Source organism: Rhizobium sp. PP-F2F-G48 (assembly GCF_004342335.1).
In the GTDB taxonomy this organism is placed as follows: domain Bacteria; phylum Pseudomonadota; class Alphaproteobacteria; order Rhizobiales; family Rhizobiaceae; genus Ferranicluibacter.
On the sequence record NZ_SLVH01000005.1, the window covers coordinates 100,683 to 125,363 of the forward strand.

Annotated in this window: 29 protein-coding genes; 20 read left to right on the plus strand and 9 right to left on the minus strand. The window is 64.9% G+C overall.

Annotation, left to right across the window (positions count from 1 at the left end):
* Nucleotide 1 precedes the first annotated feature (1 nt).
* Complete coding sequence (locus tag C8J36_RS13530) at nt 2-1,648, minus strand: FGGY-family carbohydrate kinase (protein ID WP_132535610.1); 1,647 nt, start codon at nt 1,646-1,648, stop codon at nt 2-4.
* A 226-nt stretch (nt 1,649-1,874) separates the two neighbouring features.
* On the opposite strand from C8J36_RS13530, the gene C8J36_RS13535 reads away from it, so the two are divergent.
* The 6 genes from C8J36_RS13535 to C8J36_RS13560 all read left to right on the plus strand — a co-directional run bounded on the left by C8J36_RS13535 (nt 1,875) and on the right by C8J36_RS13560 (nt 8,019).
* Nucleotides 1,875-2,408 (plus strand): hypothetical protein, encoded by a 534-nt coding sequence (locus C8J36_RS13535; RefSeq protein WP_132535612.1) that lies wholly within the window; start codon nt 1,875-1,877, stop codon nt 2,406-2,408.
* A gap of 88 nt (nt 2,409-2,496) precedes the next feature.
* Complete coding sequence (locus C8J36_RS13540) at nt 2,497-3,153, plus strand: DUF2291 domain-containing protein (RefSeq protein ID WP_062595375.1); 657 nt, start codon at nt 2,497-2,499, stop codon at nt 3,151-3,153.
* Nucleotides 3,150-4,739: a sugar ABC transporter ATP-binding protein gene (locus C8J36_RS13545; RefSeq protein WP_132535614.1), complete on the plus strand. Its 1,590-nt coding sequence runs from the start codon at nt 3,150-3,152 to the stop codon at nt 4,737-4,739. The genes C8J36_RS13540 and C8J36_RS13545 overlap by 4 nt, the downstream gene beginning before the upstream one ends.
* 50 nt (nt 4,740-4,789) lie before the next feature.
* Entirely contained in the window at nt 4,790-5,779 is a 990-nt protein-coding gene (locus C8J36_RS13550; RefSeq protein ID WP_245506570.1) for an ABC transporter permease, read from the plus strand.
* Nucleotides 5,780-5,910: 131 nt separating this feature from the next.
* Entirely contained in the window at nt 5,911-6,858 is a 948-nt protein-coding gene (locus C8J36_RS13555; protein WP_062595592.1) for a D-ribose ABC transporter substrate-binding protein, read from the plus strand.
* A 315-nt stretch (nt 6,859-7,173) separates the two neighbouring features.
* Complete coding sequence (locus C8J36_RS13560; protein ID WP_062595378.1) at nt 7,174-8,019, plus strand: DeoR/GlpR family DNA-binding transcription regulator; 846 nt, start codon at nt 7,174-7,176, stop codon at nt 8,017-8,019.
* Nucleotides 8,020-8,028: 9 nt separating this feature from the next.
* Here C8J36_RS13560 and phnF read toward each other — a convergent pair whose 3' ends face one another.
* Complete coding sequence (gene phnF / locus C8J36_RS13565; RefSeq protein WP_132535618.1) at nt 8,029-8,763, minus strand: phosphonate metabolism transcriptional regulator PhnF; 735 nt, start codon at nt 8,761-8,763, stop codon at nt 8,029-8,031.
* A gap of 112 nt (nt 8,764-8,875) precedes the next feature.
* Here phnF and phnG point away from each other — a divergent pair, with 112 nt between their 5' ends.
* From phnG to C8J36_RS13620, 11 genes are all read left to right on the plus strand, one after another.
* The gene (gene phnG, locus C8J36_RS13570; RefSeq protein ID WP_132535620.1) at nt 8,876-9,337 is read left to right on the plus strand and encodes a phosphonate C-P lyase system protein PhnG; all 462 of its coding nucleotides are present in this window, start codon (nt 8,876-8,878) and stop codon (nt 9,335-9,337) included.
* Complete coding sequence (phnH, locus tag C8J36_RS13575; protein ID WP_132535622.1) at nt 9,334-9,924, plus strand: phosphonate C-P lyase system protein PhnH; 591 nt, start codon at nt 9,334-9,336, stop codon at nt 9,922-9,924. Before phnG ends, phnH begins: the two co-directional genes overlap by 4 nt.
* Nucleotides 9,925-9,927: 3 nt before the next feature.
* Nucleotides 9,928-11,040 carry a carbon-phosphorus lyase complex subunit PhnI gene (locus tag C8J36_RS13580; RefSeq protein ID WP_132535624.1) on the plus strand — a complete coding sequence of 371 codons (1,113 nt, stop codon included), beginning with the start codon at nt 9,928-9,930 and terminating at the stop codon, nt 11,038-11,040.
* Nucleotides 11,037-11,936 carry an alpha-D-ribose 1-methylphosphonate 5-phosphate C-P-lyase PhnJ gene (locus C8J36_RS13585; protein ID WP_132535626.1) on the plus strand — a complete coding sequence of 300 codons (900 nt, stop codon included), beginning with the start codon at nt 11,037-11,039 and terminating at the stop codon, nt 11,934-11,936. Before C8J36_RS13580 ends, C8J36_RS13585 begins: the two co-directional genes overlap by 4 nt.
* Complete coding sequence (phnK, locus tag C8J36_RS13590; RefSeq protein WP_132535628.1) at nt 11,933-12,706, plus strand: phosphonate C-P lyase system protein PhnK; 774 nt, start codon at nt 11,933-11,935, stop codon at nt 12,704-12,706. Before C8J36_RS13585 ends, phnK begins: the two co-directional genes overlap by 4 nt.
* Nucleotides 12,707-12,735: 29 nt before the next feature.
* Complete coding sequence (phnL, locus tag C8J36_RS13595; protein ID WP_245506554.1) at nt 12,736-13,488, plus strand: phosphonate C-P lyase system protein PhnL; 753 nt, start codon at nt 12,736-12,738, stop codon at nt 13,486-13,488.
* Complete coding sequence (locus C8J36_RS13600; protein ID WP_132535630.1) at nt 13,488-14,105, plus strand: DapH/DapD/GlmU-related protein; 618 nt, start codon at nt 13,488-13,490, stop codon at nt 14,103-14,105. Before phnL ends, C8J36_RS13600 begins: the two co-directional genes overlap by 1 nt.
* Before the next feature lie 136 nt (nt 14,106-14,241).
* On the plus strand, nt 14,242-15,108 hold the full coding sequence (gene phnC, locus C8J36_RS13605) for a phosphonate ABC transporter ATP-binding protein (RefSeq protein WP_132535632.1): 867 nt from the start codon (nt 14,242-14,244) through the stop codon (nt 15,106-15,108).
* Nucleotides 15,109-15,138: 30 nt separating this feature from the next.
* On the plus strand, nt 15,139-16,134 hold the full coding sequence (gene phnD / locus C8J36_RS13610) for a phosphonate ABC transporter substrate-binding protein (RefSeq protein WP_132535634.1): 996 nt from the start codon (nt 15,139-15,141) through the stop codon (nt 16,132-16,134).
* Nucleotides 16,135-16,224: 90 nt separating this feature from the next.
* The gene (gene phnE / locus C8J36_RS13615) at nt 16,225-17,052 is read left to right on the plus strand and encodes a phosphonate ABC transporter, permease protein PhnE (protein ID WP_132535636.1); all 828 of its coding nucleotides are present in this window, start codon (nt 16,225-16,227) and stop codon (nt 17,050-17,052) included.
* Nucleotides 17,053-17,128: 76 nt separating this feature from the next.
* Nucleotides 17,129-18,280: an alpha-D-ribose 1-methylphosphonate 5-triphosphate diphosphatase gene (locus C8J36_RS13620; RefSeq protein WP_132535638.1), complete on the plus strand. Its 1,152-nt coding sequence runs from the start codon at nt 17,129-17,131 to the stop codon at nt 18,278-18,280.
* Between the two features lie 40 nt (nt 18,281-18,320).
* Here C8J36_RS13620 and C8J36_RS13625 read toward each other — a convergent pair whose 3' ends face one another.
* The 6 genes from C8J36_RS13625 to C8J36_RS13650 all read right to left on the minus strand — a co-directional run bounded on the left by C8J36_RS13625 (nt 18,321) and on the right by C8J36_RS13650 (nt 22,395).
* Nucleotides 18,321-18,980 carry a peroxiredoxin gene (locus tag C8J36_RS13625; protein WP_132535640.1) on the minus strand — a complete coding sequence of 220 codons (660 nt, stop codon included), beginning with the start codon at nt 18,978-18,980 and terminating at the stop codon, nt 18,321-18,323.
* Nucleotides 18,981-19,161: 181 nt separating this feature from the next.
* Nucleotides 19,162-19,761 (minus strand): DUF922 domain-containing protein, encoded by a 600-nt coding sequence (locus C8J36_RS13630; protein WP_245506555.1) that lies wholly within the window; start codon nt 19,759-19,761, stop codon nt 19,162-19,164.
* 86 nt (nt 19,762-19,847) lie between these two features.
* Nucleotides 19,848-20,024 (minus strand): hypothetical protein, encoded by a 177-nt coding sequence (locus tag C8J36_RS24935; protein WP_165915051.1) that lies wholly within the window; start codon nt 20,022-20,024, stop codon nt 19,848-19,850.
* Nucleotides 20,021-20,332 carry a hypothetical protein gene (locus tag C8J36_RS13635; RefSeq protein ID WP_132535642.1) on the minus strand — a complete coding sequence of 104 codons (312 nt, stop codon included), beginning with the start codon at nt 20,330-20,332 and terminating at the stop codon, nt 20,021-20,023. Before C8J36_RS13635 ends, C8J36_RS24935 begins: the two co-directional genes overlap by 4 nt.
* A gap of 99 nt (nt 20,333-20,431) precedes the next feature.
* Nucleotides 20,432-21,742, minus strand: a complete 1,311-nt coding sequence (locus tag C8J36_RS13640; protein WP_245506556.1) for an NAD(P)/FAD-dependent oxidoreductase — start codon at nt 21,740-21,742, stop codon at nt 20,432-20,434.
* Nucleotides 21,743-22,212: 470 nt separating this feature from the next.
* A complete protein-coding gene (locus C8J36_RS13650; protein ID WP_132535646.1) occupies nt 22,213-22,395 on the minus strand; it encodes a hypothetical protein in 183 nt (60 codons plus the stop codon).
* A gap of 238 nt (nt 22,396-22,633) precedes the next feature.
* On the opposite strand from C8J36_RS13650, the gene C8J36_RS13655 reads away from it, so the two are divergent.
* The 3 genes from C8J36_RS13655 (at nt 22,634) to C8J36_RS13665 (ending at nt 23,342) form a co-directional block, all read left to right on the plus strand.
* Entirely contained in the window at nt 22,634-22,807 is a 174-nt protein-coding gene (locus C8J36_RS13655) for a DUF1328 domain-containing protein (protein ID WP_082477214.1), read from the plus strand.
* 84 nt (nt 22,808-22,891) lie between these two features.
* A complete protein-coding gene (locus tag C8J36_RS13660) occupies nt 22,892-23,050 on the plus strand; it encodes a YqaE/Pmp3 family membrane protein (protein ID WP_082477215.1) in 159 nt (52 codons plus the stop codon).
* Between the two features lie 103 nt (nt 23,051-23,153).
* Nucleotides 23,154-23,342 carry a hypothetical protein gene (locus tag C8J36_RS13665; RefSeq protein WP_132535648.1) on the plus strand — a complete coding sequence of 63 codons (189 nt, stop codon included), beginning with the start codon at nt 23,154-23,156 and terminating at the stop codon, nt 23,340-23,342.
* Between the two features lie 7 nt (nt 23,343-23,349).
* On the opposite strand, the gene C8J36_RS13670 is transcribed toward C8J36_RS13665, so the two are convergent.
* Complete coding sequence (locus C8J36_RS13670; RefSeq protein WP_245506557.1) at nt 23,350-24,603, minus strand: TIGR03862 family flavoprotein; 1,254 nt, start codon at nt 24,601-24,603, stop codon at nt 23,350-23,352.
* Nucleotides 24,604-24,681: the final 78 nt, after the last annotated feature.

Consider the following 24,681-nt stretch of genomic DNA (forward strand, 5'->3'; position numbering starts at 1 on the left):
GTCAGGCTCCTCGAAGGTGGGATGTGTCGTCGCGCGTCGTCATGTCGGCAGGGTCCAGGGCGGCCGGCGTCGTCTCCCCTTCGGGGCGGGCATGCGCAGGCTCCTGTCCGAGCGTTTCCCAGACGGGCGTCAGGGACTGGCGGGCCGCGACATAGGCCGGGTACAGGCGGTCGTAGTGGCGGGCGAGATCGGGGTCGGGCGCCTCGGCCTGACCGAGAAGCGGGCTCACCCATTCGTCGATGCAGGCATCCATGGTGGGATAGACGCCGAGCGCCACCGCCGCCATCATCGCGGCACCCGCGGCACCCGCCTCCTCGCGGTCGGAAATGCGAACGGGCGCATCGACCGAAGCGGCGAGCACGCCGCGCAGGGCGCGCGAACGGGCCGCGCCCCCGGTCAGCCGCAGCTCTTCCGGCATGGCGCCCATCGCGGCATAGCAATCCCGCGTCGCCATGCCCAGACCCTCGACCACGGCGCGCAGCATGTCGGGGAAACCATGGCGGGTGGACAGGCCGATGAAGCCGGCGCGGGCATGGGCATTGACGAACGGCCCGCGCTCGCCGGCCTCGGAAATATAGGGATGATAGAGCAGTGCGCCGGGGCGCGTCGTTTCCAGCCAGTGCTCGATCCGCCCGACGAGATCGGAAAAGGCGACCTGCCGCCCCGCATCCGCCATCAGGTCCGCGGCAAGGCGCAGGATCCAGTCGATATTGAGCGTCGCCCCCATATTCGTCTGAACCTGGGTGACGATGCCGGGGACGGGCAGCGCGATGACATAGCCCGTGCCCTCGGCGTTCAGATGCACCGCGTCCACGGGCTTGGCGCGCATGTGAACGCCGGTGGAGCCGACGGTGGAACAGGCGGCATTGGTCGAGCGCGTCCGCACCCCGGCACCGAGCGCCGTCATGACCATATCGACATAGCCGAGCGACACGGGCGTTCCCGCGCGCAGTCCGGTGGCCCGGGCCGCCTCGGCCGAAAGCGGATGCTGGACCTGCGTGCCGTCGATGATCTCCGGCAGGAGGCTGCGGCGATGCGCAAGGCCGAGGCTGTCGATCGCGAGATCGTCGTACTGCCGGGTGCGGAAATTGCCGAAGGTGAAGCTTGCTTCCGACGGGTCGGTGGCGCGGATGCCGGTGAGGTTGAGGTAGAGCCAGTCCTTGCAGTGCAGGGCGACCTCGGCCCCGTCCAGGAGCTCGGGGCGGTGGCGGTCCATATGCGCCATCTGCGCACTCTGCTGGCAGGTGTTGAGCCCGGTGCCGGTCGCCTCGAATCGCACGCGATCCTCCGTGCGGCCGGCCAGGCGGCGCACGCTCGACGCGGCGCGGGCATCGAGCCACAGCCAGGCATCGCAGACGGGACGATCGTGCGACCCGACGAGCCAGGTGCCGTCGCCTTGCGCGGTGACGGCGAGCGCCGCGGTCCTTGACGCGAGGCCGTCGATCTTTTCGCAAAGGCCCTTCAGCGCGGCGACGCAGTCCGCCCAGGTCTGTTCCAGGGATTGGGTCGCGGAGCCGTCGTCGCCGGTCGCGTAGACATTGCGCACGGACGCACAGGCGAGCTGGCGTCCGGTGAGATCGAAGGCGACGGCCTTGATGACCGACGTTCCCGCATCCACGCCGATGATGACGTCGCCACCCTCACGCATGCCGCATCCACAAGGCTCGTCGCCGCGCTCCTGCACATGCCATCATCGGTGCTCCTCCCATTCTCGCAGAGCCCTTATCGGAAGGGCGCCCGGCCATGTCATCCTCCAAGATAACAATCTGCCATCACGATATCTCACAAACATCACACTGACGTCGAAATATCTTTCTGCTTCCGCATTTTTTTTCACAAATGATCTGTTGTGTCAAGGTTGCCAAGCGAGAGCCGTGGCCGCAGATGACGGCATGACGCGGTGCCGGCTCTCCGATCGGACGAACCATTCGATCACAGTCTTCCAGCAGCGCCAAATCCGCGCAAGAAACCGTCTTCTATTATCATTAAACCAATATAATCAGACGATAGAACCGTTTGAGGCTTCGCGTGAGATGCGTTCCATCGCCATCAACCCATTCGGCAACAGGACGCCCTCTTTAGTCTTTACCCTCCGGCGATCCACCGCTGAAGTCGCCTCCTTCCCTGTCGCTCCACGCCTCCAGATCCGCGATTTCGGTAAGCAGGTGCCGTTGACAGTCGGAAAATTTTCTACCATTGTTCGATCCATTGATAACACAGACCTATCATCTGTTATCATCAAGCATGAAGGCCGACGGGAGGAGATCGTCGGCGGGGATGCGCCGTCGATGCGCGAGGGAGGAGACGTCATGAACAGAACCGTGATCCCGTTCCGCGACCGGACCCTCCGCCGTCGCACCGTGCTGCCCGCCAGCCACCGTTCCCGCGACGACCGTCCCCAGAGATGACCTTCGACACGTCGTCGCGGACATCCGCGGCCTTCAACCGACCTTTGCGCCTCCTTCAAGAGGCGATTTCAGATATGAGGCTTTCGTCATGAGCACCCTTGCCGAAGCGAAATCGATACATTCCCCCCGCTTCACCCGCGGTCGCCTGGTCACGGCCGTGTTGGCCGTGATCCTCGTCGGTGCCATGGCCTATGATACGCGCGTGGTTCAGATCGGCTCCGAACATGACGTGCGCGCCGACGTGTTCTCGCCGGAAGCTTTCGGGGCCGAGAATTTTCCCAAGGTCCGCGACAGCGTGGCGAGCCGCGCGGTCGATGCCGCCGAACTCGGCCAGGCGATCGCCGCCGACAAGGCGGCCGCCGGCACCAAATACGGCGTTGCCACCAGCACCGGCCCTGTCATCCCGGTCAAGTTCACCGGCGTCGTCGGCGAGCGCAAGTCGAGCACCAACACGATCGCCGTGTCCGGCCTGCCCGAGGGGACCGTGGTGCGGGTCCAGACCGGCCCGGCGATCAACGGCACGGACCTGCGCGATGCCACCGGCGAGATCGAGTTCGGCCAGTTCACCAACCAGATCGAGTACCAGAACGCCGGCTCGGCGCTGAACAACGCCATGAAGAAAGAGGCGCTCGGCAGTCTCGATCCGGCCGCGCTTCAAGGCAAGACGGTGGAAATCACCGGCGTGTTCAAGCTGATCAACCCCAAGAACTGGCTGGTCACGCCCGTCGTGGTGACCGTGAAATGAGCGCCGCAACCGCACGTCTCACGCCATCGGGCGACCATGGCGCCGTCGTCATGGAGGCGCGCAATATCGCCAAGTCCTATGGCAGCATCCATGCGCTGAAGGGCGTCAATTTCGAGATCCGCCGCGGTCAGGTCACCACCCTGTTCGGCGAGAACGGCGCCGGCAAGTCGACGCTGATGAAGATCCTCTCAGGCGTGGTGCAGCCGACCTCCGGCGAGATCCTGCTCGACGGCGAGCCGGTGAGCTTCTCCTCCTCGTCGCATGCCCGCGACAGCGGCGTTTCGATCATCCATCAGGAACTGTCGCTGGCGCTGAACATGAATGTCCGCGACAATATCTTCATGGGCCGCGAGATCATGGGGCCGACCGGCGTCAACTATGCCGAGGAAGAACGGCAGACCCGGCTGCTGATGGAGGAACTGGAAGAGCCCATCGATCCGCTGACGCCGGTCGAGGAGCTTCGTCTCGGGCAGCAGCAGATCGTGGAGATTGCCCGCGCGCTGTCGGTCAATTCCCGCATCCTCATCATGGACGAGCCGACATCGGCGCTCAGCGCCTCGGAAGTCGAGGTGCTGTTCAAGGTGATCCGCGACCTCACGGCGCGCGGCGTGTCGATCGTCTATATCTCGCACCATCTGGAAGAGGCGCTGCAGATCACCCACCATGCCGTGGTGCTGCGCGACGGCACGATGACCGCCTATGCACCGCGTGCCGATATCGATCTGGAATGGATCGTGCGGAACATGGTCGGCGAGAATTTCGACCTCGGCGCGCCGCCGTCGGGTTATGCGTTCGGTCCGGTCGCCCTGTCGATCGAGAAGCTTTCGGTCCCGGACGCCTCAGGCGCCGGCTATTCGGTGGTCGATGCGCTCTCGCTCGACGTTCGCGCAGGCGAGGTCGTTTGCATCTACGGGCTGATGGGTGCCGGGCGGACCGAGCTTCTGGAATGCGTGGCCGGACGGCTGCAGCCATCCGCCGGCCGCGTCATGCTGCGCGGGCAGGACGTGTCCCGGCTCTCCATTGCCGAGCGCATCGACAACGGGCTCGTTCTCGTGCCCGAAGACCGGCAGCGCGACGGGCTGGTGCAGACGATGACGGTCGGCAGCAACCTGTCGCTTGCCAGCATCGGTGCCTTCACCAAGGGCCTTTTCACCTCGCGCCGCGGCGAAGCCGGCCTCGTCACCGACGCGATCGCCAAGGTCCACATCAAGACGGATGGCGGCACGGCGCCGATCGGCTCGCTGTCGGGCGGCAACCAGCAGAAGGTCGTGATCGGCAAGATGCTGGCGACCAATCCGGAGGTCATGCTGCTCGACGAGCCCAGCCGCGGCATCGATATCGGCGCGAAGTCGGAAGTGTTCAAGCTGCTCGCCGAGCGCGCAAGACAAGGCCTCGCGGTCATCTATTCCACATCGGAAGTGGGCGAATGCCTGAGCATCGCGCACCGCATCGTCGTCATGCGCCGCGGCAGGATTTCCGCCGAATTCGGCTCCGACGTCACCAAGGAACTCATCATGGCGGCATCCGGCGAAAAAGCCGGAGGCCATGGATCGGATGGGCACGAGCCCGAAACGAGGACGCACTGATCATGTCGGCAACCCATTCCACCGCGCGCCCGACGCCGCAGAAGAAGACGATGAACATCGCTCAGCTCCTGCTCGAGGGCCGCGCCTTCTTCGCCCTGATCGCGATCATCGTTGTGTTCTCGCTGTTGTCGCCCTATTATTTCTCCGTCGCCAATTTCCTGATCATGTCGTCGCATGTGGCGATCTTCGGGATTCTCGCCATCGGCATGCTGCTCGTGATCCTCAATGGCGGCATCGACCTCTCGGTCGGCTCGACGCTCGGGCTGTCCGGCGTTGTCGCCGGCTATCTCATGCAGGGCGTCACGCTCGAACAGCTCGGTGTGGTGCTCTATCCGCCGGTCTGGGTCGTGGTCATTCTGACCTGCGCGCTCGGCGCCTTCGTCGGCGCGGTCAATGGCGTGCTGATCGCCTATTTCCGCGTTCCCGCCTTCGTGGCGACGCTCGGCGTCCTCTATGTCGCGCGCGGGGTGGCCCTGCTGATGACCAATGGCCTCACCTTCAACAATCTCGGCGGACGGCCGGAGCTCGGCAATACAGGCTTCGACTGGCTGGGCTTCAACCGGCTGTTCGGCGTGCCGATCGGCGTTCTCGTGCTCGCTCTGCTCGCTATCCTCTGCTTCGTCATGCTCAGCCGGTCGGCTTTCGGCCGCTGGCTCTATGCGTCGGGCGGCAACGAGCGGGCGGCAGAGCTGTCCGGCGTGCCGGTCAAGCGGGTCAAGATCATCGTCTATGTGCTCTCGGGCGTCTGCGCGGCGATTGCCGGCCTCGTCCTGTCGTCGCAGCTGACCTCCGCCGGCCCGACGGCCGGGACCACCTATGAATTGACGGCGATTGCGGCCGTCGTCATCGGCGGCGCGGCGCTCACCGGCGGACGCGGCACGATCGGCGGCACCATGCTCGGCGCCTTCGTCATCGGCTTCCTGTCGGATGGCCTCGTCATCATCGGCGTGTCTTCCTACTGGCAGACCGTCTTTACCGGCGCGGTCATCGTTCTCGCCGTCCTGCTCAACAGCATCCAGTACGGGCGCCGCCCGAAGTAAGCGGCGACCGACACACGACCTTCTCCGCCTATCCGGCCCCTGCCTTTCGAGGAGAGGCGGCGTCGGCCACGGACAAGCACCGCCGGGTGACCGGCACAACCGAACCGCATTTCAAAACCGGGAGAGAGACCATGATGAAACAAGCAACCCGCCTCTTGATGGCCGCCGCCGCTGCCGCCACGATGTTCGCCAGCACCGCTTATGCCGAGGGCCTGATGACGGTGATCGTCAACGATCCGTCCAACCCCTACTGGCTGACCGAAGGCAACGTGGCCAAGGCCGCTGCCGAAAAGCTCGGCTACACCGCGACCGTCGGCGCGCATAAGGGCGATACCAACACCGAGAGCAACCTGATCGACACCGCCATCACCAACAAGTCGGTCGCGATCATCCTCGACCCGGCCAATGCCGACGGCTCCGTCGGCGCGGTGAAGAAGGCCGTTGCCGCCGGCATTCCGGTCATCCTCGTCAATGCCGAGATCAACCAGGAAGGCCTCGCCAAGGCGCAGCTCGTCTCCAACAATGCGCAGGGTGCCGCCCTTGGTGCCACGCAGTGGGTGGAAGCCGTCGGCGATAAGGGCAAGTATGTCGAACTCTTCGGCGCTCCCTCCGACAACAATGCCGCGACCCGCTCCAACGGTTACGAGACCGTTCTCACGCAGTATCCGGACCTCGAAAAAGTGGCGTCGGAAGTGGCCGACTGGGATCGCACCAAGGGTCACGACAAGATGCAGTCCATGCTGCAGGCCAATCCCGACATCAACGGCGTGATCTCCGGCAATGACGAAATGGCGCTCGGCGCCATCGCGGCACTCAAGGAAGCCGGCAAGATCGCCAACGTCAAGGTTGGCGGCTTCGACGGCTCGCCGGATGCGGTCGCCGCCATCAAGGCCGGCGAGCTGCAGTACACCGTGCTCCAGCCGGTCGCCGTCTTCTCGGAAGAAGCCGTGAAGCAGGCCGACAGCTTCATCAAGACGGGCGCGACGGGCGCCAAGTCCGAAAAGCAGCTGTTCGATTGCCTGCTCATCACCAAGGACAATGTCGACAAGTACTCGGCACCCTTCGTCCTCGACAAGTAAACTCCCAAGGCCAGAGAGGGCGCCGTCCGCGGCGCCCTTTTCTCATTGTCCTCAGGTCGCCTCGCTCGCTGGTCGCATCCGTGCGAACGGGTTTTCCGTTGAAGGTTTTATGCGCTAGTGGTTTGATTCCGACATTTGCTCCCGTTTGCAGCACCCATGAGGGCAAATGCCGGAATCCAAAAAACCACTAGGAAGTTCATGATTCGAGTGGAATTTAAGAATTTTACATTTGATCACAGAGATCGCCGCTGGTGGGTATCAAATGTCAAATTCATTCCGCTAGGACGCAGGCAGAGCGAACAGAGGGGCACCGGGATGACGAACAAGACAACCGCCAGTCCGTTCATGTCCGAGCTTCCGAGCGACAGTCGTCATGCCCGCCAGATCGTGCGCCGTCAGCTGATCGCCGAGGCCGTGATGGCCGAGGGCTCCATGCGGATCGAGGACCTGACCGACCGTTTCGGCATCAGCCTGATGACGGCGCACCGGGATGTCGACGAACTCGTCAGCCGCGGCCTTTTCCGCAAGACGCGCGGTATCGTCACCGCCGCCCCGACGAGCCTGATCGAATCCAGCGACGTCTACCGATCGAGCCGCCAGGCTCGCGAGAAGGCTGCGATCGCCCGGGCGGCCATGACCTTCATCGAGCCGGGACAGGCGATCTTCTTCGACGACAGCACCACCGTGCTGCAGATGGCCCACCACCTGCCGGAAAAAGTGCCGCTGACGGTCATTACCAATTCGCTCAATCTGATGAACGAGCTGAAGGCCGTACCGGACGTCACGCTGCTCGGTCTTGGCGGGCAGTTCTACAACTGGTGCAATGCCTTCATGGGCCGCATGACCATCCGCGAGATCGAAAAACTCCGGGGCGATACCGTGTTCATGTCGATGTCGGCCATTCTCGACGATGTCGCGTTTCACCAGTCGCCGGAAATGGTGGAGACCAAGCGGGCGATGTTCGACAGCGCCGCCATGCGCATCCTTCTGGCCGACCACACGAAATTCGAGCGCCGTGCGCTCTATTCCTTCGCAGCCCTCACCGAGTTCGATCTCGTCATCGTGGACGACAATATCGCGCCGGAGCATCTGGAGCGCATGCGCTCCAAAGGCATCAACCTGATGGTCGCGCCGGTGGACCGGCCGAAGGTCGGGCGATAGGGCGTCCGCTTAAAGGGCGCTCTGCGGATTGGCGAAGACGAGTTCCATGCGATCCGCCAGAAACCGGGTGCGTATCGCCTGCACCGGCCGGTCCTCGAGATCCACATCGACGGCATTGGTGACGAGCACGATGGCATCGGCGGCGCAGGCGAGCGCGTCGGCATCGGTCGCAGCGATCCGTTCGGCCGTCAGGCGCGTTTCGCGCCGGCGATAATCGGCAAGGCCGCAGCGCTGCAGCGCCTGGGTGATCGAGCCCTCCTGCGCATAGGCCGCGATGATGCCGGGAAAGCGCTCGGCCGAGAAGTGCGAGGTGGAGCGGGACAGAGGCACGCCGTCCACCACGGCCATATGGTCCAGCCGGTGAAGCGGGGCGCCCGGCGCGAGGCCGAGCAGCCGCGCCATCGCCATGTCCGCCACCACCTTCTGCGATCCGACGAGACGCCCCGAGGGCTCCAGCGATTGCCGCATCATGTTTTCGGAAAACCGCGCCCGCGTGCCGATCGGATAGGAGATGCGCGGCTCGACCGGATTGACGAAGGTCCCTCGACCCCGCTCGGCCCGGACGATGCCCTCCGCCGCAAGGGCCGCGATGGCGCGGCGCACCGTGTGGCGGTTGACGCCATAGTCGGCCGCAAGCTCCGTTTCCGGGGGAAGGCGGTCGGTTACTGCGGCCGCAAGGATCGAGGCGCGAATGCCATCGGCCACCCGGCGCCAGCGTGAAATTCCGTCATCCTGTCTGTCCATGGCCCATCCCTTCAGCGCCGCCAGTAAAGAGTGTCACAGCGGCGTCATGATTTTCGGGTTATAAATCGGATCAAGATTAGTTGTCTACACAAATAGACAAATAGGATCCGAAATGACCACAGAACAGCAGATCCCAGATCGCAAACGCGCGCTCGACGCCATGGCGTCCATGCCCGCGGACATCCTTGCCGAGCGCTACGGTGCGATTGCCAGAACCGCACCGTCGGCAATCCCCGTGCGGGGGCCGGAGATCGGTGCCGTGATGGTGCGCGGACGGATCGGCGGCGGCGGCGCACCGTTCAACCTTGGCGAAGCCAGCGTGACGCGGGCGACCGTGAAGCTCGACAGCGGCGAGGTCGGCCACGCCATCGTTCTCGGTCGCGACCTGGAGAAGGCCCGCATGGTGGCGCATCTCGACGCGCTCGGTCAGCGTGCCGAATGGCAGCCCATGATCGAGACGGATGTCGTCGCACCCGCGCTGGTCCTCGATGCCGAAGCGCGCCGGCAGCGCGCGGAAGAAACGGAAGCGACACGCGTCGATTTCTTCACGCTGGTTCGGGGAGAAGACCGATGAGCCTTGCCTTTGTCGATGGCGGTTTCGCCGAGCCCGTCTTCGGGTCGCAGCGCGCCTTTCGCGCCCTGATGGATGCCTTTGCGCGACCGGGCAGCATCGCCGACTTCGCAGGCCTTGCCGGCCCCCCCAGGCCGATGTCGTCTGCGGCCGGCGCGATCCTTCTGGCGCTGGCCGACAACGATACGCCCGTGTTCTTCGAAACGGACATGCCGGACGCACAAGCCTGGGTCGGCTTCCACACCGGCGCGCCGATAACAGGCGCGGTGCCGTCCGCCCGCTTCGTTCACCTTGCCGACGACAGCGACACCACTGCCTGGAGCCGTTTTGCGGTGGGCACGGCGGAATATCCGGATCGCTCGGCCACGCTGCTTCTGCCGGTCGCCTCCCTTCGCGGCGGCGAGCGCCTCAGCCTCAGCGGGCCGGGCATCGAGACCTCGAGCGACATCGCGCCGCAAGGCCTGCCGAAGGGCTTTGCCGATGTCATGGCCGCCAACCGCGCCGGCTTTCCGCTCGGCTTCGATCTCGTCCTCGTCTCGGGCAGCGAGGCGCTGGCCCTGCCCCGCACCACACGCATCCAGGAGGCCTAAGCCATGTATGTTGCCGTCAAGGGCGGGGAAGCCGCCATCGAAAAGGCGCACCGGCTGCTCGCCGACCGGCGTCGGGGCGACCGCTCCGTCCCTGCACTCTCGCTCGACCAGATCGCCGGCCAGCTGTCGCTCGCTGTGGATCGCGTCATGGCCGAGGGGTCGCTCTACGATCCCGAGCTCGCCGCCATGGCCGTGCGCCAGTCGCGCGGCGACCTGATCGAGGCGATCTTCCTCATCCGCGCCTATCGCACGACGCTGCCGCGCTTCGGCGCGACGCGGCCGGTGGAGACCGGGGCCATGCGGATCGAGCGCCGCGTGTCGGCCACCTACAAGGACATTCCCGGCGGGCAGCTGCTCGGACCCACCTTCGACTATACACACCGCCTGATCGACCCCGACATGGCCGGCGACCACCCCGTCGAGCCCGGCGCCCGGCGTGACGTGGCTGGCGACGTGGCCGGCGATGCCGCCTATCCCCGCGTGACGGATATCCTCAATGGCGAGGGCCTGATCGAGCCGGATGTCGCATCCGATGCCGAGCCCGGCGACCTCACCCGCGACCCGACCGGCTTTCCCGCGGGACGGGATCTGCGGCTTCAGGCGCTGGCGCGCGGCGACGAAGGCTTTCTTCTGTCGCTCGGCTATTCGACGCAGCGCGGCTACGGGCGCACGCATCCCTTCGTCGGCGAAGTGCGCATCGGCCTTGTCGATCTGGAGATCGACCTGCCGGAACTCGGCTTTGCCGTCGCCATCGGCGCGATCCGCGTCACCGAGTGCCAGATGGTGTCGCAGTTCAAGGGCGGCGGCGAGGACGGTCCCCGCTTCACGCGCGGCTACGGCCTCGTTTTCGGTCAGTCGGAACGCAAGGCCATGTCGATGAGCCTTGTCGATCGGGCGCTCCGCGCGGACGAATTCGACGAGAACCGTGCGGCACCGGCGCAGGACGAGGAGTTCGTCCTCTCCCACTGCGACAATGTCGAGGCCACCGGCTTCGTGGAGCATCTGAAGCTGCCGCATTACGTGGATTTTCAGGCCGAGCTCGACCTGCTGCGCATGTTGCGGCGGGAACATGCGACCAAGACCTCGGAAATGGACCGACAGGAGGCCGCGGAATGACCCTGCCCGCTTACAACTTCGCCTATCTGGACGAACAGACCAAGCGCATGATCCGCCGTGCGATCCTGAAGGGCATCGCCATCCCCGGCTATCAGGTGCCGTTCGCCTCGCGCGAGATGCCGATGCCCTACGGCTGGGGCACGGGCGGGGTGCAGGTGACGGCGGCCATTCTCGGGCCGGACGACGTTCTCAAGGTGATCGACCAGGGCGCCGACGATACGACCAACGCCGTCTCGATCCGTGCCTTCTTCGCCAAGACCGCGAATGTGGCGACGACCACGAAGACGGCGAATGCGACGATCATCCAGACCCGCCACCGCATTCCGGAAGAGCGGCTGCAGGCGCACCAGACCCTCGTCTTCCAGGTGCCGATCCCCGAGCCGCTGCGCTTTCTCGAGCCGCGCGAGACGGAGACGCGGGTCATGCACGGGCTGGAAGAATACGGCCTCGTGCATGTGAAGCTCTACGAGGACATCGCCCAGCACGGCCATATCGCCACGACCTATGCCTATCCGGTGAAGGTCGAGGGGCGCTATGTCATGGACCCCTCGCCCATTCCGAAATTCGACAATCCCAAACTCGACCGCTCCCCCGCCCTGCAGCTCTTCGGCGCGGGACGCGAGAAGCGCATCTATGCGCTGCCGCCTTTTACCCAGGTGACGAGCCTCGATTTCGAGGATCATCCCTTCACGGTCCAGACCTTCAGCCGCCCCTGCGCGCTTTGCAACGCGACCGGCGTCTATATGGACGAGGTGGTGACCGACGACCGGGGCGGGCGGATGTTCGTCTGCTCGGACACCGACCATTGCGAGACGCGACAGGCGGAGGGCCACGCAGGCCCGGGCCTGCCGCAGCTCGGGGAGCACGCGTCGAGCGAGCAGGAGACCACGCGATGACCGATCCCATCCTCTCCGTCCGCGGGCTCGAAAAGCGCTACGGCGCCTTCGTCGGCTGCACGGACGTGTCCTTCGACGTCTGGCCGGGCGAGGTGGTCGCCATCGTCGGCGAGTCCGGCTCCGGCAAGACGACGCTGCTCAACTGCATTTCCGGCCGGCTGGAACGCTCGGCCGGCGAGATCCGCTACCGGATGCGCGACGGGCGGTTTCCGGATCTCGCCGATCTCTCGGAAGCCGAGCGCCGCTTCCTGATGCGCACCGACTGGGGCTTCGTGCACCAGAACCCGGCCGACGGGCTGCGGATGCGGGTGTCGGCCGGCGCCAATGTCGGCGAGCGGCTGATGGCGGTCGGCGAGCGTCACTATGGCGAGATCCGCCGCACGGCTGGCGACTGGCTGTCGCGCGTGGAAATCGCCGCCGAGCGGATCGACGACCAGCCGATCGCCTTTTCCGGCGGCATGCGCCAGCGCCTGCAGATCGCCCGCAACCTCGTCACCCATCCCCGGCTGATCTTCATGGACGAGCCGACCGGGGGCCTCGACGTCTCCGTGCAGGCCCGCGTGCTCGATCTCCTGCGCGGTCTCGTCACCGACCTGTCGCTCGCAGTCGTCATCGTCACCCACGATCTCGCCGTCGCGCGGCTCCTGTCGCAGCGGATGATCGTGATGAAGGGCGGGCACATCGTGGAGGCAGGGCTGACCGACCGGGTGCTGGACGATCCGCGCCACGCCTATACCCAGCTTCTCGTCGCCTCCATTCCCGAATCCTGAGCCCGCACATCATGCGCCGGAGTCCGCCGATGCCTCTCTCCTCCATCCCGCCGACCGATCCGACCATGCCGGACGGCGCGCTGCTCAGCGTGCGCGATGTCGCCAAATCCTTCGTCATGCATCTGCGCGATGGCGTCGTGCTGCCGGTCGTCGCCCATGTCCGCTTCGATCTCTTTCCCGGCGAATGCGTCGTCCTCGGCGGCCCCTCGGGCGTCGGCAAGTCGTCCATCCTGCGCATGGTCTACGGCAACTACGCCATCGACGCGGGCTCCGTCCTGGTGCGAGACCCCGAAAGCGGCGACATACGCGATCTCGGGGCCGGCGATCCGCGCCTCGTGCTTGCCATCCGGCATGACGGCATCGGCTATGTCAGCCAGTTCCTGCGCGCCGTGCCGCGCGTCTCCGCGGTGGAGATCGTTGCCGAGCCGCTGGTTTCGCGCGGCATCGACCGCACGGAAGCGCTTCTGCGCGCCCGCGACCTGCTCTCCCGGCTCAACCTGCCGGAGACGCTGCACGGACTGCCCCCCGCCACCTTCTCCGGTGGCGAGAAGCAACGCGTCAACATCGCCCGCGGCTTCATCACCGATCATCCCGTTTTGCTGCTCGACGAGCCGACCGCCTCGCTGGACGCGGAGAACCGGGACGTGGTGACCGCGATGATCGGCGAGAAGCGCGCGCGCGGCACCGCCATTCTCGGGATCTTCCACGACCAGCCGGTGCGCGAGGCCGTGGCGACCCGCACGATCGACGTGTCCGCATTCTCGGCTCGAAAGGCTGCGTGATGGCCAAGCTCTCCGAACATGTCCCGAACATCCACGAAACCGCAAAAGTGACCGACTGCCGGCTCGGTCGCTATGTCGAGATTGCCGAAAGGTCGCGCCTCGGCGAGGTCGAGCTTGGCGATTATTCTTATGTCATGGAGGACTGCGCGCTCTGGTGCGCGACCGTCGGCAAGTTCGTCAACATCGCCTCGATGGTGCGGCTCAACGCCACCAACCACCCGATGGAGCGCGCCACCCTTCACCATTTCACCTACAGGGCCGGCGACTATTTCGAGGGCGCCGAGGACGAGGCGGACTTCTTCGCCGCACGGCGGGCCCGGCGGGTGACCATCGGTCACGATGTCTGGATCGGCCATGGCGCGACGATCCTGCCGGGCGTGGCGGTCGGCAATGGCGCGGTCGTCGGCGCCGGCGCCGTGGTCTCCCGCGATGTGGCAGCCTACACGGTCGTCGGCGGCGTCCCCGCCCGGCTGATCCGCGACCGCTTCTCCCGCGAGACGGCTGACGGCATGGAGCGGCTCGCCTGGTGGGACTGGCCGCATGACAGGCTGTTCGCCGCCCTTGAGGATTTTCGCATGTTGACCGGCGAAGCGTTCATCGAGCGCTACGCCGCCTGAAACGAGGCTCCGAAACGGGGCTTTGACGCAAAAGTTTCATGTAACCGTCACGCAACCATTACCGCTTGCCGCTCACAGTCCCTCGACGTGCAGCCGGCATGAGGTCGGCTTTCGAGCTGCTGTCCGGGATCAAACCATGACCGAGATTACCCCCCTCGCGCTGTCCGTGACCAACCTTTCCAAACGCTATGGCGAAACCCGGGCGCTGAACGGGGTCAGCCTCATGCTGGAGCAGGGCGAGATGGTGGCGCTGATCGGCGCGTCCGGGTCCGGCAAGAGCACGCTCATCCGCCATATCGCCGGCCTCGAAATCGGCGACGGCGATGGCGGACGTGTCGAGATCCTGGGCGAGGTGTCGCAGGCGGGCGGGCGCATGAACCGGGAGGCTGCGCGCGGCCGGGTCGCGGTGATCTTCCAGCAGTTCAATCTCGTCGGACGCCTGTCCGTGCTGACCAACGTGCTGATCGGCCATCTCGGCCGCATCCCGCGCTGGCGGGGCACGCTCGGTCTTTTCAATGTGCCCGAGAAGGACAAGGCGCATGCAGCCCTTGCCCGCGTCGGCATTCCCCAGGTCGCAGCGCAACGCGCCTCGACGCTGTCGGGCGGCCAGCAGCAGCGCGCGGCGATCGCCCGCACGCTCGTGCAGGAAGCGCGCATCCTCATTGCCGACGAGCCGATTTCGGCGCTCGATCCCTCGGCCGCACGCCGCGTGATGGACGTGCTCGCCGACATCTCCCGCGAGGACGGCATCACCGTGCTCGTCTCGCTCCACCAGGTCGAATATGCGCGGCGCTATTGCCGCCGCACGATCGCTATGCGGGACGGCGCCATCGTCTATGACGGCCCGTCCACGGCTCTTTCCAATGATTTCCTGGCCGAACTCTACGGAGCGGCCTCGGAAGAACTCGTCCTGCCGGATGCTGCACCGAGCAGCCCGGCCGACCCCATGGCGCCCACCGGCGTCGATCCTGCCAAACGCCAGGCGGCGCTCGCCACCGTCTGATCCCGACATAACTGCCAACCGGAGACCACCATGAACGCGATCTTCAAGAGCATTGCGGCGCTTTCGCTCGCCGCCACATTCAGCCAGCAGGCGCTGGCTGCCGAGACCATCAATTTCGGCATCATCTCCACCGAGTCCCAGCAGAACCTGAAGACCAACTGGGAGCCGCTGCTGGCCGATCTGAAGACCCAGACCGGTCTCGACGTGAAGCCCTTCTTCGCCTCGGATTACGCCGGCATCATCGAGGGCATGCGCTTCAACAAGGTGCAGGTTGCCTGGTACGGCAACAAGTCGGCCATGGAAGCGGTCGATCGTGCCGATGGCGAAGTGTTCGTGCAGAGCGTCGCCAAGAACGGCGATCCGGGCTACTGGTCGGTCGTGATCGTCCCCAAGGACAGCCCGATCCAGACGATCGACGAGCTTCTGACCTGCGACAAGTCGAAGAGTTTCGGCCTCGGCGACCCGAACTCCACCTCCGGCTATCTCGTGCCCATGACCTTCGTGTTCGGCGCCCGCGGCATCGATCCGAAGACCTGCTTCAAGACGGTGACCAACGCCAACCACGAGACCAATTCCATGGCCGTCGCCATGAAACAGGTCGATGCGGCGGCCAATAACACCGAGAACATGGCCCTGATCCAGCAGAACAAGCCGGACGCCTTTGCCAATATCCGCGAAATCTGGCGCTCGCCGCTGATCCCGTCCGACCCGATCGTCTGGCGCAAGGATCTGCCGGAAGAAACGAAGACCAAGCTGCGCGACTTCTTCCTTGCCTATGGCACGGCCAATTCCAAGGGTGACGTCGCCCATGAGAAGGAGGTCCTCGCCGGCCTGAAATGGGCACCGTTCAAGGCTTCGACCGACAAGCAGCTCCTGCCGATCCGCGTGATGGAACTGTCGAAGTCGATCGCCAAGATCGAAGCCGACGCCTCGCTGTCGGCCGACGCCAAGGCCGAGAAGGTCAAGCCGCTCAACGAGCAGAAGGCCAAGTTCGAAGCCGAACTCGGCACCGCGTCCAACGGCTGATGCCCCCGACCGGAGCGGGCGGCACCGTCCGCTCCGGTTCCTTCTCGTCGCATGCCCGATCTCATGCCCTATCTCTAAAGGACGACGCCCATGACCGACGTCATCGCCTCCACCGGCGTCACGACCGCCCGCCCGCTGGCCGGCCAGGCAGGCCCCAAGCCCGTGCGGAGCATGCGCGGCTGGCTCGTCACGCTGGTTTTCGTCGGGGCGCTTGCCGCCAGCTGGGGCCCGGCCGAGATGGGACGCTGGACCTATCTCTTTTCGGACGCCGGCAACATGGCGTCCTATGCCAAGGATTTTCTGAAACCGGATTTCAAGGAGTGGGCCTCCTATCTCAACGAGATGCTCGTCACCATCCAGATCGCGCTCTGGGGCACGTTCCTTGCCGTTCTTCTCTCCATTCCCTTCGGCATCCTCTCGGCCCACAACATGGCGCCCTGGTGGGTGCTGCATCCGGTTCGCCGGCTCATGGACCTGTTTCGGGCCATCCACGAGATCGTCTTCGCCGTGCTCTTCGTCGTGGCGGTCGGCCTCGGGCCGTTCGCCGGCGTCATGGCGCTGTTCGTGCACACGACGGGCATTCTGGCCAAACTCTTCTCCGAAGCCGTCGAAGCCATCGATCCGCGCCCGGTCGAGGCGATCCGGACCACCGGCGCGTCCCGGCTGCAGCAGGTCATCTTCGGCGTCATCCCGCAGGTCCTGCCGCTCTGGATCTCGTTCTCGCTCTATCGGCTGGAATCCAACATCCGCTCCGCCACCGTGCTCGGCCTCATCGGTGCCGGCGGCATCGGACAGGTGCTGTTCGAGAGCATTCGCGGGTTCTACTATCCGCAAGCCTCCGCCATTCTCATCATCGTCGTCGCGACCGTGACGCTGATGGACATCCTGTCCCAGCAGCTGCGCAAGGTCGTCATCTGACGGAACACCGGCGCCGCGCCTATCCCTCCCCTCTCACTCGAAAAGCCGCATGCCCCGGCTTGCGGAACGGCAGACCATGACCCGCGAACAGATCTTCACCCACTGCGCCATCATCCTTCCCACCGAGATCGTCGAGGGCACCGTCCTCGTGCGCGACGGGATCATTGCCGACATCTCCAGCGGGACGACAGCGCAGGGGACGGCACACGGGATCGACCTTCAGGGCGATTACCTGATGCCCGGCTGCGTCGAGCTGCACACGGACCATCTGGAGACCCATATCCAGCCACGGCCGAAGGTGCGCTGGAACCTTGCCGCAGCGCTCCAGGCCCATGACGGGCAGATCGCCACCGCCGGTATCACCACGGTTTTCGATGCTCTGCGCGTCGGGCTCGATGGCGATACGGATCTCGGCACCGGCGACATGGCGGATATGGCGGCGATGATCTCGTCTGCCACGGCGGCGAACCGGCTGCGCGCCGAGCACTTCATCCATCTGCGTTGCGAAGTCTCGATGCCCGACGTGGTCGAGCAGTTCGATGCGATGAAACGCAACGACCGGGTTCGGCTGGCATCCCTCATGGACCACGCGCCCGGCCAGCGCCAGTTCGTGAGCCTGGAGGCCTACCGGATCTACTATCAGGGCAAGAAGAAGATTTCGGACGCGGATTTCGAGGCGTTCAGCGCGCGGCGCATCGCCCAGTCGGTGGAAAACGCCGATCGCAATCGGCTGGCGCTCGCGACACGCTGCCACGATGCCGGCATCCCGATGGCCTCGCACGACGATGCCACGGCGGCGCATGTGCGCGAGAGCGTCGATCTCGGCATTGCGCTTGCCGAATTCCCGACCACGATCGAGGCCGCGACGCTGTCCAAGGCCTCCGATCTGCAGGTGTTGATGGGCGCACCCAACGTGGTGCGGGGCGGGTCGCATTCCGGCAACGTGTCGGCGCTCGACCTTCTGGAGCGCGATGCGCTCGACATTCTCTCGTCGGATTACGTGCCGTTCAGCCTACTGCAGGCCGCCTTCCTGCTCGCCGAGCGCGGACAGACCGACCTGCCGCATGCGGTGCGCATGATCACCGCCAATCCGGCACGGGCAGCCGGCCTTGCCGATCGCGGTCGGATCGAGATCGGCCTGCGGGCCGATCTGCTGCGGGTACGGGCGGAGGCGGGTGCACCGCCGCTCGTCGCCGGCGTCTGGCGCGCCGGCGAGCGCGTCGCCTAAGGCTTGTGCTCAGGCTGACGGAGGCTCAGGCGCCTCAGGCTCAGGCGGCCGGCTGCTTCGTCTTGCGCAGATAGGGCAGAACCGTGTCGAAGCTGCCGAAGCGGGCGATCGCGTCCTCGTTGGAAACGGCGGCGGTGATGATCACGTCCTCGCCCTGCTTCCAGTTGGCGGGCGTTGCCACCTGATGCTTCGCCGTCAGTTGGATCGAATCGATCGCCCGCAGGATCTCGTCGAAGTTGCGGCCGGTCGTCATCGGGTAGGTGAGGATCAGCTTGATCTTCTTGTCCGGCCCGATCACGAAGACCGAGCGAACCGTCGCGTTGTCGGCGGGCGTGCGGCCTTCCGAGCTTTCGCCGGCACCGGCCGGCAGCATGTCGTAGAGCTTGGCGACGGCGAGGTCCTTGTCGCCGATCAGCGGGTAATCGACCTCGTAGCCCGTCGCCGTGCGGATATCGTTCTTCCAGCGCTCATGGCTTTCGACCGGATCGACCGAGATGCCGATGACCTTGACGCCGCGCTTGGCGAACTCGTCCTGAAGGCCGGCCATGGCGCCGAGCTCCGTCGTGCAGACGGGCGTAAAATTCTTCGGATGCGAGAACAGGACGCCCCAGCCACTGCCGATCCAATCATGGAACGAGATGGTTCCCTGGCTGGTTTCCGCGGTAAAATCGGGGGCGATATCGTTGATGCGCAGGCTCATGGAGAGGTCCTCTTTTCGGGTGGCCGGAAAGTGGCATCATCGGGCGCCGTGTTCAAGGCTGCGCCCGCACCGGGCTCTGCGGCGCGCCACCAAAATTTCTCTTTCCGCCCACGGAAAAACGAATGGCATGTCTTGACGGCATGAAGAACGCGGAGAGACCGACGTTCCCGCCGTCCGTCCGTCAGCGACCGTTGACCAGGCCGAGGATGAGCGCGTGGACCGCGCCGCCCTCGGTGAACTCCGCCTGATCGAAAGCGCGGTCGAGATCGCGCCGCTCGTTGGAAATCGCGCCGAGGCGACGGTTCATCTCCGTCTTGATCGCCTTGCAGCCGGGGTCGTCGGGCTGGCGAAGCCCGATGGTTGCCGTCTCGATCTTTGCGACGAGATCGCGAACATAGCGTCCATGCACCGCCTCGTGCCGACGCACGCCCTCGATGAAGGTGGTCCAGCTCGCCTGTACCGGCGCCGGAAGGCTGGCGATCGGCTTCGGGAGCGTGGTGGTGATGACGAGGCGCGGAATGGCCGTGGCGAGAACGCAGTCGTTGCCCTGCCTCTGATAGTCCCGGCGCCAGGTCAGCTTGAACCGCGTATGGGCAATGACGCGACTGGCGCCGAGCAGAGGACCGCGTTCGCCGATCGATGCATAGAGTTCGGCGCCCGTCCTGCCCGCGATCTTGTAGGTCTCAACCGTCTCGGTCGCCTTGATCTCGGCGGCGGTCGATGGAGAGGCGATGGCCAGGCCCGCTGCCGTCGCGGCATAGATCATGTTTCTCAACGTCACCCGTCACTCCGCCCTTGGTTGCGGTTCGAGCCTAAAGCATCTCAGGTCAAAGCGGAATGGATTGGAGACAGAGGTTGCCGGCAGGCTCAGACCCGGACGATGCTCGCATAGATGAGGACGCTCAGATACAACAGGAAGGCGAGAACGGCGATGGCCGCGATGAAGAGGACAATGCCTTTGCCGGCTTTCGATTTGCGGTCGATCTGGTCCGGCGGGTCGGCGGAGGGTGCAATGTAGGGTTCACGGCTTCGATCTCCCGTCACTGCCGGTTGCCCCCTTCGAGCGTCGTATGCGGACGATCGCGCCGACCGACGGGCGCCACCCTGGCATGGCGGCGGCGGCTGCGCAGTGCCCATAGACCGACGGCGCCGCAGACGACGACAAGCACGATGACCATGATGAGCAGGGATGTGTAGTTCTCGGGCATATCGACCTCACGCTCGGCGCGACAGGCGCGCTTGGAATGAACCTGTCGCGGCGCGACCGGCGACAGGGGGGAGCCGGCGCGGCCGCGACAGGCATGCCGGCACGGGGCCGGATGATAGGATGGCGGGATTTCGCTCCCGCGCATCGGCTGTCGGGGATCGAACCAGTCGGGACGCTAAAGGTTCCGCGATCGTCAGGCGCGAAACGTGTCTGCATCACCTGCCGTGCGCCGGATGCGCGACGCTCAGCGCGTCACGACCGGCGCCACGTCTTCCTTGTCGTTCTCATCGATCAGCCGCGCGCCGCGCTGGCTTGTCAGGTAGCGCCAGATCCACTGAAGCGTCACGAGCATGCGCTTTTCGAAATTGACGAGAAGATAGACATGGACGATCGCCCAGAGGATCCAGGCGAAATAGCCTTTCAGCGTCCAGCGACCGAAATCGAAGACCGCGGCGTTGCGGCCGATCACGGCGGTGTTGCCGCGATTGTTGAAATGGAAAGGCTTCGCCGTCTCTATCGCCTCTGGCTTTCTTAAAAGCTTGCCGAGATAGTGGCCCTGCTGCTTTGCCACCTGGGCGAGAGCCGGCAGCGCTGCCCCGTCCTTGCCGGGCTGGAACGCGGTGTCGCCGAGAGAAAAGATATCCGTCAAACCTTCGACGCGGAGTTTCGAATCCACCGGGATGCGGCCATTCGCCTTGCCCTCGATGCCGAGCCAGCGGAAGGCCGGCGAGGCCTTCACACCCGCGCCCCAGACGATGGAGCCGGCCGGGACCATCTCTCCGGCGATCACGGCCCCTTCCGCGGTGATGTCGGAGACCTGCGCGCCCAGCCGCACCTCGACGCCGATCCTGTCGAGAGAGCGCAGCGCATAGGCCTGCAGGTGTTCGGGAAAGGCGGCGAGGATGCGCGGACCCGCCTCGACGAGGATGACGCGGAGATCCGATGCGGGGATGGTGCGGAAGTCGCGCGATGCCATGGAGCGGCCGAGCTCCGAGATTGCGCCTGCCATCTCGACGCCGGTCGGTCCGCCGCCGACGATGATGCTGGTCAGCAGCGCCCGCCGCTCCGCCGGATCCTTCGTCCGCTCGGCCTTCTCGAAGGCGAGAAGCAGGCGATGGCGGATGCGGCGAGCCTCGTGAAGCGTCTTCAGGCCCGGCGCGAAATGCTGCCACTCGTCATGCCCGAAATAATTGTAGTCCGAGCCGGTCGCGATCACCAGCTGGTCGTAGGAAATGGTATCGCCGTCCTTGAGCCTCACCTGCTTTGCCTGCCTGTCGATGCCATCGGCTTCGGCCAGCATGATGTGGATATTGCGGTAGCGCCCGAGCGTCCTGCGGATCGGCTCCGCGATATCGGCCGGTGACAGAGCGGCCGTCGCGACCTGATAGAGCAGCGGCTGAAACAGATTGTGGTTGCGCCGGTCGATCACGATGACATCGACGTCGGTATCCCCAAGCGCTCCGGCACAGGCGAGGCCGCCAAAGCCGGCACCGATGATGACCACACGCCGGCGGGGCGTCGTCAGGGCGGGATCTGCGGTTTCAAGCATTGTCATTGCCGTAAGCTCCTCGGGGCGCAGGCTGTAAGAGACGTCCATGCGCATTCCCTCACATGAAGCATGAACACGGCGGGCAAAACAAGAAGACCTCGCCGAAGCGGGCCTTCGGCGAGGTCTTTGCCAGATCTATAAAGGCTCTCTGCAGGCCGGGCCTTCACCTCGTGCGAACCAGCCGGACGCTTCCTCGTTCCCGGAATGGTCCGGCTCGACATCCTTTGGGACGGAAACGGGTCGGGGAAAATTTCGTGTTCAAAAAGGACGGACAGGCCGGAACCAACCCCGGTTCACTTACTTCCCCAACCAGATCGCAGGCCGTGTCAAGCGGACGTGATGGGGATGGAGAACAGAGGGATTTTTCCGCTTTCTTCCTCTGGCCAACGAAATGGCAGCCGAGCTTCCCACCCATCCGGCCCGCGATCGCCTTTGCTCCTTGCGTCTCGACAGCCGTCGTGAAAACCCCGGCAGGCTCAGCCGGTCGTCTCGTTCTGCTGCGATTCCCGCTGCAGCCGGAGCAATTTCAAGCGCTCCGTTTTTTCGCGTGCGGCATCGCGCTGCGTGTCGATGATGGCCTGCGCCACCACTTTGGTTTCGTCGATATTCCCGAGCGCCGGCCCCGCTTTCGGACGACGCTTTTTCTTCTCTTCGGTCATAGAGGCTCTCTGTCTTTGGTCAGACCAGCGTTTTCCTCCTCAAAACCGGAAGCGTCATTCAACTATTTTAATGCGCGCGAGATCGTACGGAACTGAACAGTTCACTAGACGTCAGATGAAGCGTGGGCTTTGCCAGCGGAACCGTTCCGAACGCAGCGCATGGGAGACCGATCTACATAAGGAACAAATTTCGAACCGGTGCGTTGTCCGCGCGAACCCGTTCTCAAAGGAATTCCCAATGCTCAAATGGGCGCTGATCTTCTTCGTCGTTTCCCTCGTCACCGGCTTTCTCGGTTTCTCCGGCGTTTCCGCTGCGACCGCGACCATCGCGCGGGTCCTGTTCGCGATCGCCGTCGTCGTCTTCCTGATCTTCGTCGTGCTCGCCTTCATGGCGGGCAGCGCCGTTCTTTAAGCCGCATCAGCCGTTGGCCGGCGAGGGTTCACCCCTCCTGCCGGCCGAATGTCTGAAAGCACGCATTTTCAGGAAAGAGATCCCATGGACGTCCTTCGCATTCTTCTGGCCATCCTCCTGCCGCCGGTCGGCGTGTTCCTGCAGGTCGGCATCGGCCTGCAATTCTGGCTGAACATTCTTCTGACCCTCTTCGGCTACATTCCCGGCATCATCCATGCCATCTGGGTGATCCTGAAGAAATAAGTCGCCCATTTCAAGCGAACCCGACCGTTCGAGAAAGCGCATCCATGGTGGAACAAAACCCACCATGGTCAGTTAGCTGTGCGCCAATCGAAAGGGACGGATCGTGAGCGAGCATATCGATGTTGCTAAAGTCGAAAACAGTCCCTTGCGCCGTGTGCGCAGCGTGGAGGATTTCTGCAGGCGGTATCGGCTCGGCGCGGATGAAAGGATCCGGCTGACCCGGCTTTTCGGACAGTTCGCAACCGAGCAAGAACTGTTGATGAATGCGACGCGGGCGCCCGTTTTTCGCTAACGCCGTCTCAGCGCGACGCGTTGCCCTGATTGTCCAGATTCGAAAGCCACTCCAGCAGACCCGTCGCTGCAAGACGCCCGGTCGCAAAGCAGGCCGTCAGCAGATAGCCGCCCGTCGGCGCCTCCCAATCCGTCATTTCCCCTGCCACGAAGACGCCGGGCAACGCCTTGAGCATGCCCGATGGCGCAATCGCGTCCAGCGGAATGCCACCGGCTGAAGAGATGGCTTCCGCGATAGGCCTCGGCTGGACAAGGGAAATCGGAAGCGTTTTCAACACGGAAGCCAGGTCTTTCGCCGACAAACGATCGGCGTCGCGCATCACCTCCCGCACCAGTGCCAGCTTTACGCCGTCGATGCGCGCGGCTTTTCTCAGCCGGTTGCTGAAGCTCGCCTTGCGGGGAGCCGCCTCCAGTGCGGACGCCAGTGCGTCGAGAGATCGTCCCGGCAGAAGGTCGAGAACGAAGTCGGCTTTTCCGGTTGCCGCCAGCCTGTCCCGCAAGGGTGCCGCATGGCCGTAGACGAGGCTGCCCTCGATCCCGTGACGCGTGATGACAAACTCGCCCTGGCTGCGTCCGGCGTCCGACGTGGCCACGACCGACTTGACCGGAACGCCTGCGTAGCGCGCGGCGAACGCCGCGCTCCAGGCGACGTCGAAGCCGCAATTGGCCGGACGGAACGGCGCGATATCCAGCCCTCTGCCGGCGAGGATCGGCACCCACTGCGCATCCGAGCCGAGCCTCGGCCAGCTCGCGCCGCCGAGCGCCAGCAGCGTCGCATCGCTGCCGATGGTCTGCTGGCCGTCCGGCGTCTCGAACAGGAGGGTGTCGCTCTCGCCAAAGCCGATCCATCGCCAGCGGGTCCGGATCGTGACGCCCCGCGTCTCCAGACGTTGACGCCAGGCGCGCAGCAGCGGCGATGCCTTCATCGCCTTGGGAAACACGCGGCCGGAGGAGCCGACGAAGGTTTCGACATCGAGTCCCTGCGCCCAGCGCCGCACATCCTCCGGGGTGAAGGCGTCGAGCGCCGGCCTGAGATGCGCGCTGGCGGCAGCATACCGGGTCGCGAAGGTTTCAAAGGATTCGGCATGGGTCAGATTGAGGCCCGACTTGCCGGCGAGCAGAAACTTCCGACCGATCGTCGGCATGGCGTCGTAGACCGTGACGCGATGCTGCGTTTCCGAGAGGCGTTCGGCCGCCGCCAGTCCTGCCGGCCCGCCTCCGATGATCGCGATCGTCTTTGCCATGCTATCTGCTTTCGTCATGGGTCGTTTCATGCGGCAAAGGTTCTTCCGGAGCAAGAGACGGCGGGGCAAGAGATGGCAGGGTAAGAGACGGCAGAC

Coding starts and splice junctions, on each gene's coding strand:
- C8J36_RS13530 (WP_132535610.1), bottom strand. CDS start 1,648: ATGCGTGAGGGTGGCGACGTCATCATCGGCGTGGATGCGGGAACGTCG.
- C8J36_RS13540 (WP_062595375.1), top strand. CDS start 2,497: ATGAGCACCCTTGCCGAAGCGAAATCGATACATTCCCCCCGCTTCACC.
- C8J36_RS13545 (WP_132535614.1), top strand. CDS start 3,150: ATGAGCGCCGCAACCGCACGTCTCACGCCATCGGGCGACCATGGCGCC.
- C8J36_RS13550 (WP_245506570.1), top strand. CDS start 4,790: ATGAACATCGCTCAGCTCCTGCTCGAGGGCCGCGCCTTCTTCGCCCTG.
- C8J36_RS13555 (WP_062595592.1), top strand. CDS start 5,911: ATGATGAAACAAGCAACCCGCCTCTTGATGGCCGCCGCCGCTGCCGCC.
- C8J36_RS13560 (WP_062595378.1), top strand. CDS start 7,174: ATGACGAACAAGACAACCGCCAGTCCGTTCATGTCCGAGCTTCCGAGC.
- phnF (WP_132535618.1), bottom strand. CDS start 8,763: ATGGACAGACAGGATGACGGAATTTCACGCTGGCGCCGGGTGGCCGAT.
- phnG (WP_132535620.1), top strand. CDS start 8,876: ATGACCACAGAACAGCAGATCCCAGATCGCAAACGCGCGCTCGACGCC.
- phnH (WP_132535622.1), top strand. CDS start 9,334: ATGAGCCTTGCCTTTGTCGATGGCGGTTTCGCCGAGCCCGTCTTCGGG.
- C8J36_RS13580 (WP_132535624.1), top strand. CDS start 9,928: ATGTATGTTGCCGTCAAGGGCGGGGAAGCCGCCATCGAAAAGGCGCAC.
- C8J36_RS13585 (WP_132535626.1), top strand. CDS start 11,037: ATGACCCTGCCCGCTTACAACTTCGCCTATCTGGACGAACAGACCAAG.
- phnK (WP_132535628.1), top strand. CDS start 11,933: ATGACCGATCCCATCCTCTCCGTCCGCGGGCTCGAAAAGCGCTACGGC.
- phnL (WP_245506554.1), top strand. CDS start 12,736: ATGCCTCTCTCCTCCATCCCGCCGACCGATCCGACCATGCCGGACGGC.
- C8J36_RS13600 (WP_132535630.1), top strand. CDS start 13,488: ATGGCCAAGCTCTCCGAACATGTCCCGAACATCCACGAAACCGCAAAA.
- phnC (WP_132535632.1), top strand. CDS start 14,242: ATGACCGAGATTACCCCCCTCGCGCTGTCCGTGACCAACCTTTCCAAA.
- phnD (WP_132535634.1), top strand. CDS start 15,139: ATGAACGCGATCTTCAAGAGCATTGCGGCGCTTTCGCTCGCCGCCACA.
- phnE (WP_132535636.1), top strand. CDS start 16,225: ATGACCGACGTCATCGCCTCCACCGGCGTCACGACCGCCCGCCCGCTG.
- C8J36_RS13620 (WP_132535638.1), top strand. CDS start 17,129: ATGACCCGCGAACAGATCTTCACCCACTGCGCCATCATCCTTCCCACC.
- C8J36_RS13625 (WP_132535640.1), bottom strand. CDS start 18,980: ATGAGCCTGCGCATCAACGATATCGCCCCCGATTTTACCGCGGAAACC.
- C8J36_RS13635 (WP_132535642.1), bottom strand. CDS start 20,332: ATGCGCGGGAGCGAAATCCCGCCATCCTATCATCCGGCCCCGTGCCGG.
- C8J36_RS13640 (WP_245506556.1), bottom strand. CDS start 21,742: ATGACAATGCTTGAAACCGCAGATCCCGCCCTGACGACGCCCCGCCGG.
- C8J36_RS13650 (WP_132535646.1), bottom strand. CDS start 22,395: ATGACCGAAGAGAAGAAAAAGCGTCGTCCGAAAGCGGGGCCGGCGCTC.
- C8J36_RS13655 (WP_082477214.1), top strand. CDS start 22,634: ATGCTCAAATGGGCGCTGATCTTCTTCGTCGTTTCCCTCGTCACCGGC.
- C8J36_RS13660 (WP_082477215.1), top strand. CDS start 22,892: ATGGACGTCCTTCGCATTCTTCTGGCCATCCTCCTGCCGCCGGTCGGC.
- C8J36_RS13670 (WP_245506557.1), bottom strand. CDS start 24,603: ATGACGAAAGCAGATAGCATGGCAAAGACGATCGCGATCATCGGAGGC.